Raw genomic sequence first — 6,979 nt, forward strand, 5'->3', positions numbered from 1 at the left:
GTTAATTGGCAATACTGCTCTCATCTGGCGTGAGTTCATCTCTGTTTTTAATTACAAATGGTTTGCCGAGAAAGTCTTGTCGATCATCACCGGAATAATAATTAGAAACTAGCTTCTGACAAAATAACCCAGTATCCATCGCATCCTGTGCGTTAGCGAAATACATAAATGCGCCCGATAATTCATTTGATACACATGAAACTTGGTCCGCCGTGCGATACTTAATAATGACTCGCTTTGATTTGACTATTTCCATATTCACACCATTAATTAATTTATTAAATCTAATTTATTTAACTCTTTTGATAATGTTATTATGAATTGTTCGAATTGATATTCAGTATTAATATTACGACCATGACGATTTATTAATTTATCAATCGATTCTTTTGGTAATGAAATACTTTGTTCATTAAACATCAAATCGTTATATTTTTGATTAATCATTGTCAATATTGGATGAGATAACAATGATTTTTCTTTCTTTATCAATTTTATAAAAACTGTTGAATAATTACCCAAGCTTGGATAATAAGAAACTTCGCTTTCAATAATTTCTATCTCATATTGTTCAGCGAAGTCTATCAAGTCTTGTGTTATGTTCATTTTATTCACACTCTCATAATTATCTAACTGAATAAAGCCAATAAAAAACCCCGAATTTTCGAGGTTATTTAGAAAATGCTTACCATTTCTTTTTTGGATTTCGCTGATGTGCGTGATTGACAACACGGAACATTACATCATCTTTAGGAGCAATCTCTTCTTTTTCGTGATCTCGCGGAAGAGAAGGACTGGTAATGATTTTAACTAATTTTTTCTCCATGAAATGTATATGCTCGGGAATTCCATTTCTGGGGTCGGGAGGGCCACAATCACCTTCAGCCTCAGCTTTATTGATATACTCTAATCTTTTACGAGCATAAAACGCATCCTGTTTTAATTTTCTTCTGGCTTTAGAGTTTCTTCCTCTTGGCAAGAAAGTGACTTTGGTCATATCACACCCTCACTGTAATGTTTTTACTATTTTTACCATTAACAGAATAAAGATGCACATTTGGTAAGTAACAGTTATCAAAACTTGGTGTTGGCTCTTGTGGCTCTTCACTGTCTTTAACTTGAGTGATTAGACCGGCTATGACATTTGCGCTATCGTTTTCTGGCTTGCGCTTAAGAGTTAATACTTTACGTGGCTCAGTTTCTACGCCAAAAGCTTTATCGATAATGTTTTCAAGCGCTTTTATTTCAGACTGGCGAATATGTTCTTCTAAGCGGTTGCGAGTGATTAAGTTGCCACGTGCTATATAGCGACGCATCTTTGAACTCAAACGACCGCCAGCAGGTAAGATAGTGATCATTTTATTACCCTCGTTAGTAAGTTTTGGTGGTGTGTCGTGGGGAGGGGTACCCGCTTAGATTGTATTGCTCACACACTGAGTTACAACCTCGCCGCTTCATCTGCGGTTATATTCCCGTCCTTGAACCTCTTTCCACACACCCCAAAACTCACTTGGGTATGGACTCCCCACACGGGCGGGGCATTCATTGTAGGTACTGCTGTGACTTAACTTGGTATCGAATCATCCGGTTCTTCGTATGCCACCGGCAGCTACTTCGTGGGCGTCCTGCCTGTTCGATGTGTTTAAATTTAAGATATCTTAACATGAATGTCAATAATTTATTTAAGATATCTTAAATATTGGTTGTGAAGATTACTTAAATAATTGATTTATTTCAAAAGAGGCTTAAGGAGAAGCAAAAAACCCTCAAGAGAGGGTCTTTTGTTTTATGTTAATGAGGTATGTGTATGTCATGGTAATTTTGCTATTCTTGCGTCAACAACTACGCCAATGATTTTGCAGTTCCCATTAATCGGTATCATTCGATATTGCGGATTAAGAGGCTTAAGATAATGTTGTCCAGCATCGACAATATATTGCTTAAATGTTGCTTCATTTTCCCGCTCTAACTTAGCAACAACTAATTTGCCGCTTATTGGTGCCACTTCTGGATCTACTAAAATCATCATTCCTTCTGGGATACTTAACCCGGATAGTGATGTCATTGAATCGCCTTTCACTTCCAACCAGAAAGATTCATTAGAACAATTGACGGTAGTTTCATACCAATCATCAACGGCTTTTCTATGGTAAGGTTCCACCGCTTCACTCCAATTTCCAGCACAAACCCAGCTTATTAGTGGATATTCCCCTCTTGTTTTGTTGAGTTTAATAAATGAAACATTCGAGCTATCATCTTTTTCCCCTTTAAGGATGTATGCAGCCGAATAGCCTAGAGCGGAAGATAGAGCCAAAAGGTTATCGCCTTTCGGCTCAGTATCTTCTTTTTCCCATTGAGAAATAGCAGCATTCGAAACGCCGACAAGCTTGCCGAGTTCTCTTTGAGTGAGCTTGAGCTCTTTTCTGCGTAATTTAATACGCTCACCGATTGTAGTTTTCATAATTAAGCTATCTTAAATCCTCTTGACTTAAGATTCCTTTAGCTCAATAATTAAAGACATCTTAAATGGAGATTTGAATATGTTCAAAGATGACGCTATTAAATTTTTTGGCAGTCAGCGGTCTATCGCAGAGAAACTCAACTTGTCTGATGCCGCAATTTCTCAATGGAAAAATATTATTCCTGAGCGAGCAGCTCTTAAGTTGAACAGAATTACTAACGGTAAACTTAAATATAAGCCTGAGTTATATAACAAAGCTGCCGCCTAATAATTGAACTACATACAATGAATGCCCCGCCCGTGTGGGGAGTCTGTATCAACTGACCCGAAATGATCGGGGCAGTCTTACCCCTAATTTGCACAACTCATTAAGAGATTGGCAAATTCTGCGTACCGATATTATCGGTGCTCAAACTATAACCATCCTATAACCATCATCTAGGATGATATTTATGTGTATTTATTAAACAAATTTTAACTTAAGGAAAACTTTAACAGATGAATAGCGCAATGGAACGCAAAATCACGGAAATCGAATCACGAATACGAAAAGGGATCGTCATTACCGGGCCTAAGCATGTTGCAAATGCGGTCGGTGTACATCAATCACAGATAAGTCGCTGGCAGACAGAACAGACGGGCTTTGTTACTAAAGCCGCTAAATTACTCGCTGCAATCGGTTTTGATGCCCCTGTAAGCGAAGTGATCATTCACGGAGAGGAAACAGCACAGATAGCTAAAGCGTTGCAAGAAATGCTATCTCACTTAAGAGAAACCCCATCAGATGATGACAGACGGGGTTTATAAAATATCAATATATGAATCAACGGGGAACTCTCATTTCCCCTTAATACCACTAATACAGCGAGATGATTATGAATGAGAAGCCGATTATTTTCAATGCTGGTAATTGAATTCAAGAGAATAGATAAGGGGCTAAGCAATGAGTATGAACTTAATGGCTCATGCAATGAGCGTAAAAGTAGGAAACCCGCTTCGCAAATTGATATTACTGAAACTGGCAGATAATGCGAATGATCAGGGTGAGTGCTGGCCGTCAGTCCCCTACATTGCTGAACAATGTGAAATGTCAGAACGTTCAGTACAGAATCACATTAAACAGCTTGTTAATGATGGTTTGCTCTGGATTGAGGAAAGAAAGTCTGAAAATGGGTTAAACAAGTCAAATGTATATCACTTAACGCTGGGTCATGGTGTAAGAAATAGTGGTGTAAATGCTGCACCCTATGGTGAATTTCCTGCACCACCTGGTGCAAATGCTGCACCGGTTAGTGGTGCAGGAGCTGCACCCAGAACCAGTCACTCTTTAGAACCAGTCAAAGAACCTATTACCCAGATAGTCCCCAAAAATAAAAAATCGAAGTCTTTTGACGCTAATCAGGTAGAGATACCTGAGTGGTTAGATCCGTCTGTTTGGCATGAATGGGTTTCGTACAGGCAGCAAATAGGCAAGTCGATCAAGACCATACTGACAGTTAGCAAAGCTTTCAACATCCTGAGGGAATGTTTTGACGAGGGGCATGATCCGGTTGATGTAATTAACACAAGCATAGCCAACGGATATCAGGGGCTATTCAAGCCAAAATATCCGCCGCGAGCTAAGCAGGGTCTGGATTTCAATAATACAGATTGGATAGATGGGCTAACGATATGAGAAATCTTGCTACTGTGGTACAGAATCGGGATGGCGGGGCTTTGCAGGCTATGGCCGGATCTCAAAAACCACAACAGGGAACACAAGTTACAAAGCAAGCCGCAGAAATTTTTAATGAGTTATTTCGTCAGCTGAAAGGCGCTTTTCCGGCCTTGATGGCAAATATCAAAACACAAGAAGACTTTAATGAACTGCGCCGTCAATGGGTTCTCGCTTTCGCTGAGAATGGCATCAGAACCATTGAACAAGTCAATGCTGGAATGAAGATCGCTAGGCAACAAGATACACCATTTTTGCCGTCACCAGGTCAATTTGTATCTTGGTGCAAGCAAGGCGGTATCAAAGGTGTTGGCTTACCGGACGAGTCAGAACTGTATGACATGGTGATGGACTACAGCGCCCGCCGAGGGCTATACAGTTCCCCGGAGAATTACCCGTGGGCGTCAAATGCCTGTTACTGGATTGTCACTAAGCTGTACTCACAGATGCGTGGGCTGAATTTAACAGAGTCAGAGTTACGTAAACGCTGCGGCAATGAATTAATCGCTATGTCGCGCAGAATTGAATCAGGCGAGCAGATACCGGCACCAGTTAAGCAGATACCTAAATTACACATTCCGAGCAGCAATGAGCGGGCACTAAATCATCTCGCCGAAATCAAGCGGAAATTCAATCTAAATTCACACGGGAAGGATTTTTGATATGAACTGGATTAAATGCAGTGATGAGTTGCCAGCGCCCATAAAAACAGTGCTGATTGTCATATCTGGTCAAGTTTTCTGCGGGTATTTATCAATGGACGAAGAAAATGGATTTTATATACCGTCAGGAGATATATACATGGATTTAAATGCAGTCAGTCATTGGACGCCACTGCCACGGCCACCGGAGGATTTTTAACATGACAGAACTTAAGCCGTGTCCGTTTTGTGGAAGCAATGATCTTTGTCCTGATTATGAGGATAGAGGTTCATTGGATGAGTATGTGTCTTGGATTAACTGCGGGAATTGCGGAGTAGATGGTCCGTTATCGAAATGGGAAAATAGTTACAAGGAAGCGGAATCGGCAGCTATTCGAGTCTGGAATAAGAGAGTAAATAATGGGGGATAAATGGAAGCTGATTTTTGTTTTCACGAATCAAATAAATCTCAAGCATGGGAAATATTGAAAGAAACACTTCAAACGAAACAGCCGCATCGAATTATTATTAAGCCTTGGAAGAACACCCGATCATTATCTCAGAACAATTTAATGTGGTTATGGAATGAAGATGTATTGAATATCGTTAATTCCATATCTACAGAAAAACTAGGCAAAGAAGAGATGCATGAATATTTCAAGGATTTGTTTTGTCCTGTGAAAGTTATTTCGGTAATGGGTGAGGAAAGAAGAGTTAAGTCAACGAAATTGCTGAATACTGAAGAGATGACGTTTTATCTAAGAAGGATTGAAGTTTGGTGTATTGATCGTGGAATCAAGCTAAGAATTCCCGCTGATTCAGAATATCACAAGAGGAGATTGAACGATGAGTAAGGAGATTTGGAAAGACGTTCCCGGGTACGAATCAAGATATCAAGTTAGCAATACTGGCAGGATTAAAAGTAAGGACATGGTTGTAAGAACGTGTGGAAGGGGAGGAAAAGGTGAGACAACAAGGATTATGAAAGGCAAGCTGTTAAATCTATGTAGAACTCAGCAATACGATAGAATTTCAATTGGTAAAAATAAGCATCAGTTAGTGCATAGATTTGTTGCATTAGCTTTCATACCAAACCCCAATAATTATCCAATTGTTAATCATATCGACGGAAATAAAAAAAATAATCATGTTAATAATCTTGAATGGTGTACCAACGAGCAAAATCTAAAACATGCATGGAAAACAGGGTTGTGTGATAACCAGAAATCACCAGTAGTTTCTATGGATAAATCAGGATTTGGATTTTGGTATCCATCTATGCAATCAACAAGATTTTACGGTTGCAATCCATCACTGGTGCATAACTCAATAAGTGGAAAGCAGAAAACTCATAGGGGTATGAGTTGGAGTTACGCCGACTGACAACGCCAGCCGATTGTGAATATATGAAATTAAAACAGGAGCAAGATAGATGAAATGACACGTCAAACATCACAGACTCAGAGAGTCATCAATAATTTAATCTATAAGGTCCCGTCTAATAAATCAAAGCCAATCCCGACTGAATCAGAAGTTAAAACGTTTGATTACGTTTATAAACTATTGCGTGCCAAATGGGATCGGAGGAGAAATAGAAATGAAAAAACCAGCGAGGCGGAAATGTAAAATATGCTGTGAGTGGTTTATGCCGAAATACTCGAATATATGGTGGTGTAACCCGGACCACGGCGCAGAATTAGCAATTAAGAAACGAAACAGAGACAGGGAAAAAGCAGAGCAGGCACTTAAAAAGAAACGTCAGCAAGAATTAGCAGAACAGAAAGATAAACTCAAAGCCCGTAAATTAGCAGTCAAGCACATATCATATTTCAAGAATCAAGCGCAACAGGCATTTAATGCATTTATCAGAGAAAGAGATAAAGACCTTCCGTGTATTAGCTGTGGGAGATTTCATAAGGGACAATATCATGCGGGACATTATCGAACAACTAAGGCTCATCCAGAGCTGAGATTTGATGAAGATAATGCTCACAAACAATGCTCTGCATGTAATAACTATTTATCAGGAAATATAATTAACTATAAACCCAGATTGATTGAGAAAATTGGTCAAGAAAGGTTTGATGCTCTAATGATGCCAAGGCCGCTAATGAAATGGCGGCGTGAAGATTACGAACGTATTTGTGATGAATATCGGGCAAA

15 protein-coding genes are annotated in these 6,979 nt (G+C 39.4%); 10 read left to right on the forward strand and 5 right to left on the reverse strand.

From position 1 onward, the window contains the following. Position 1: 1 nt before the first annotated feature. The 5 genes from AACQ83_RS22885 to AACQ83_RS22905 all read right to left on the reverse strand — a co-directional run bounded on the left by AACQ83_RS22885 (position 2) and on the right by AACQ83_RS22905 (position 2,461). Positions 2–256: a hypothetical protein gene (locus AACQ83_RS22885; RefSeq protein ID WP_112879765.1), complete on the reverse strand. Its 255-nt coding sequence runs from the start codon at positions 254–256 to the stop codon at positions 2–4. A 14-nt stretch (positions 257–270) separates the two neighbouring features. Continuing rightward, positions 271–606, reverse strand: coding sequence for a hypothetical protein (locus AACQ83_RS22890; protein ID WP_112879766.1), 336 nt, complete (start codon positions 604–606; stop codon positions 271–273). Between the two features lie 79 nt (positions 607–685). Then, positions 686–997 (reverse strand): transcriptional regulator, encoded by a 312-nt coding sequence (locus AACQ83_RS22895; RefSeq protein ID WP_240000904.1) that lies wholly within the window; start codon positions 995–997, stop codon positions 686–688. Between the two features lies 1 nt (position 998). Beyond that, positions 999–1,358 carry a transcriptional antitermination N peptide gene (locus tag AACQ83_RS22900; protein WP_112879767.1) on the reverse strand — a complete coding sequence of 120 codons (360 nt, stop codon included), beginning with the start codon at positions 1,356–1,358 and terminating at the stop codon, positions 999–1,001. 452 nt (positions 1,359–1,810) lie between these two features. Next, complete coding sequence (locus tag AACQ83_RS22905; protein WP_112879768.1) at positions 1,811–2,461, reverse strand: LexA family protein; 651 nt, start codon at positions 2,459–2,461, stop codon at positions 1,811–1,813. A 79-nt stretch (positions 2,462–2,540) separates the two neighbouring features. Here AACQ83_RS22905 and AACQ83_RS22910 point away from each other — a divergent pair, with 79 nt between their 5' ends. The 10 genes from AACQ83_RS22910 to AACQ83_RS22950 all read left to right on the forward strand — a co-directional run. Next, a complete protein-coding gene (locus AACQ83_RS22910; RefSeq protein WP_112879769.1) occupies positions 2,541–2,729 on the forward strand; it encodes a Cro/CI family transcriptional regulator in 189 nt (62 codons plus the stop codon). Positions 2,730–2,959: 230 nt separating this feature from the next. After that, on the forward strand, positions 2,960–3,268 hold the full coding sequence (locus tag AACQ83_RS22915; RefSeq protein ID WP_112879770.1) for a CII family transcriptional regulator: 309 nt from the start codon (positions 2,960–2,962) through the stop codon (positions 3,266–3,268). Positions 3,269–3,404: 136 nt separating this feature from the next. Further along, entirely contained in the window at positions 3,405–4,136 is a 732-nt protein-coding gene (locus AACQ83_RS22920; RefSeq protein WP_112879771.1) for a helix-turn-helix domain-containing protein, read from the forward strand. Beyond that, positions 4,133–4,837, forward strand: a complete 705-nt coding sequence (locus tag AACQ83_RS22925; protein ID WP_192881093.1) for a replication protein P — start codon at positions 4,133–4,135, stop codon at positions 4,835–4,837. Before AACQ83_RS22920 ends, AACQ83_RS22925 begins: the two co-directional genes overlap by 4 nt. A 1-nt stretch (position 4,838) precedes the next feature. Beyond that, positions 4,839–5,036, forward strand: a complete 198-nt coding sequence (locus AACQ83_RS22930; RefSeq protein WP_112879773.1) for a DUF551 domain-containing protein — start codon at positions 4,839–4,841, stop codon at positions 5,034–5,036. 1 nt (position 5,037) lies between these two features. Continuing rightward, positions 5,038–5,247 carry a Lar family restriction alleviation protein gene (locus AACQ83_RS24820; RefSeq protein ID WP_158537815.1) on the forward strand — a complete coding sequence of 70 codons (210 nt, stop codon included), beginning with the start codon at positions 5,038–5,040 and terminating at the stop codon, positions 5,245–5,247. Next, positions 5,248–5,670 carry a hypothetical protein gene (locus AACQ83_RS22935; protein ID WP_112886956.1) on the forward strand — a complete coding sequence of 141 codons (423 nt, stop codon included), beginning with the start codon at positions 5,248–5,250 and terminating at the stop codon, positions 5,668–5,670. Next, the gene (locus AACQ83_RS22940; RefSeq protein ID WP_112879901.1) at positions 5,663–6,199 is read left to right on the forward strand and encodes an NUMOD4 domain-containing protein; all 537 of its coding nucleotides are present in this window, start codon (positions 5,663–5,665) and stop codon (positions 6,197–6,199) included. The genes AACQ83_RS22935 and AACQ83_RS22940 overlap by 8 nt, the downstream gene beginning before the upstream one ends. Positions 6,200–6,253: 54 nt before the next feature. Then, positions 6,254–6,442, forward strand: coding sequence for a NinE family protein (locus AACQ83_RS22945; protein WP_112879902.1), 189 nt, complete (start codon positions 6,254–6,256; stop codon positions 6,440–6,442). After that, the coding region (locus AACQ83_RS22950) for a recombination protein NinG (protein ID WP_192881106.1) at positions 6,414–6,979 on the forward strand (566 nt) is incomplete at its 3' end. The genes AACQ83_RS22945 and AACQ83_RS22950, both read left to right, overlap by 29 nt.

Source organism: Photorhabdus sp. S10-54, from assembly GCF_963878145.1.
In the GTDB taxonomy this organism is placed as follows: Bacteria; Pseudomonadota; Gammaproteobacteria; order Enterobacterales; family Enterobacteriaceae; genus Photorhabdus; species Photorhabdus kayaii.

Bases quoted from the DNA above. Each gene is read 5' to 3' on its own strand.
- AACQ83_RS22890 (WP_112879766.1), bottom strand. From the start codon at position 606: ATGAACATAACACAAGACTTGATAGACTTCGCTGAACAATATGAGATA.
- AACQ83_RS22925 (WP_192881093.1), top strand. From the start codon at position 4,133: ATGAGAAATCTTGCTACTGTGGTACAGAATCGGGATGGCGGGGCTTTG.
- AACQ83_RS22885 (WP_112879765.1), bottom strand. From the start codon at position 256: ATGGAAATAGTCAAATCAAAGCGAGTCATTATTAAGTATCGCACGGCG.
- AACQ83_RS22895 (WP_240000904.1), bottom strand. From the start codon at position 997: ATGACCAAAGTCACTTTCTTGCCAAGAGGAAGAAACTCTAAAGCCAGA.
- AACQ83_RS22910 (WP_112879769.1), top strand. From the start codon at position 2,541: ATGTTCAAAGATGACGCTATTAAATTTTTTGGCAGTCAGCGGTCTATC.
- AACQ83_RS22945 (WP_112879902.1), top strand. From the start codon at position 6,254: ATGACACGTCAAACATCACAGACTCAGAGAGTCATCAATAATTTAATC.
- AACQ83_RS22935 (WP_112886956.1), top strand. From the start codon at position 5,248: ATGGAAGCTGATTTTTGTTTTCACGAATCAAATAAATCTCAAGCATGG.
- AACQ83_RS22900 (WP_112879767.1), bottom strand. From the start codon at position 1,358: ATGATCACTATCTTACCTGCTGGCGGTCGTTTGAGTTCAAAGATGCGT.
- AACQ83_RS22930 (WP_112879773.1), top strand. From the start codon at position 4,839: ATGAACTGGATTAAATGCAGTGATGAGTTGCCAGCGCCCATAAAAACA.
- AACQ83_RS22905 (WP_112879768.1), bottom strand. From the start codon at position 2,461: ATGAAAACTACAATCGGTGAGCGTATTAAATTACGCAGAAAAGAGCTC.
- AACQ83_RS22940 (WP_112879901.1), top strand. From the start codon at position 5,663: ATGAGTAAGGAGATTTGGAAAGACGTTCCCGGGTACGAATCAAGATAT.
- AACQ83_RS22915 (WP_112879770.1), top strand. From the start codon at position 2,960: ATGAATAGCGCAATGGAACGCAAAATCACGGAAATCGAATCACGAATA.
- AACQ83_RS24820 (WP_158537815.1), top strand. From the start codon at position 5,038: ATGACAGAACTTAAGCCGTGTCCGTTTTGTGGAAGCAATGATCTTTGT.
- AACQ83_RS22920 (WP_112879771.1), top strand. From the start codon at position 3,405: ATGAGTATGAACTTAATGGCTCATGCAATGAGCGTAAAAGTAGGAAAC.